The sequence below is a fragment of the Streptomyces flavofungini genome, assembly GCF_041028215.1.
Lineage (GTDB): Bacteria > Actinomycetota > Actinomycetes > Streptomycetales > Streptomycetaceae > Streptomyces > Streptomyces flavofungini_B.
Window position 1 is genome coordinate 1 of sequence record NZ_JASKYR010001392.1, and the last position, 1,015, is coordinate 1,015.

Below are 1,015 nucleotides of genomic sequence, written 5' to 3' on the forward strand. Positions count from 1 at the left end.
GTCCTCTGTCGATCACGACGTCCGGGTGCCCCGAGCCGCCGCGCTGAACCGGGGCGGCCCGGGTTGGCGGGGAAGCGCCGCCGTGGCGGTTGGCGGGGAAGCGCCGCCGCGGCGAGGAGGGGGGTGCAGCTCGGCTAATCTGGATCTTTTACCGCAGGAGGAGTTACACCGGTGGAATTTCGGCTGCTCGGAGCGGTCTCCGTCGCCACTGAGGTCGGGGTGCTGCCCCTGGGCCCCGCCAAGCGGCGCAGCCTGCTCGCCGCCCTGCTGCTGCGGCCCAACCACCCGGTTCCGGTCGACCGCTTGACGGCGGCGCTGTGGGACCATGAGCCGCCGCTGCGCTCCCGCGGAGTGATCCAGGGGCACGTCTCGCGCCTGCGGGTGCTGCTCGCCACCGCCGACGCCGAGATGTTCGGCGTCGAACTGCTCACGCAGGGCACCGCGTACGTCCTGCGGATGCCGGAGTCCCTCCTCGACGCCCATCGCTTCGAGGAGCTGGTGACGCTGGCCCGCGGTCAGCGGGCGCCCGCCGACGCCGTGGCGATGTACCAGGAGGCCCTGTCCCTGTGGCAGGGCCCCGCGCTGACCGGCGCCTACCCCAGCCAGCCCCTGCAAGCCGCCGCGCAGGCCCTTGAGGAGCTGCGCCTCGCCTCCGTGGAGTCGCTGGCCGGTGCCTGGTCGCGGATGGGCGAGCACGCGAGGGCCGCCGCCGTGCTGCGCGCCGAGGCAGGTGCCCATCCCCTGCGCGAATCGCTGTCCGCCGCGCTGATGCGGGCGTTGCAGCGGGCGGGGCGGCGCACCGAGGCGCTGGACTGGTTCCACCGCACCCGGCGGCTGCTCGCCGATGAGCTGGGCGTCGATCCCGGCAAGGAACTCGCCGACGCGTACGCCATGGCTCTGCGGGGGACGGACGAGAGCGAGCAGGAGGACGGCGGCCGGGACGCGGGGCGCGGACCGGTCGGGGCGCGGGCCGCCGTCACGGTCACCTCCCCGGCGCCCTCGCCCGCGGCCGTGT

The 1,015-nt window shown here is 75.2% G+C and carries 1 protein-coding gene; it reads left to right on the forward strand.

Annotated elements, in window-relative coordinates:
* Window positions 1-171: 171 nt before the first annotated feature.
* Window positions 172-1,015: AfsR/SARP family transcriptional regulator (locus tag AB8Z36_RS41250; protein WP_369218463.1), on the forward strand; the 844-nt coding region annotated here is incomplete at its 3' end.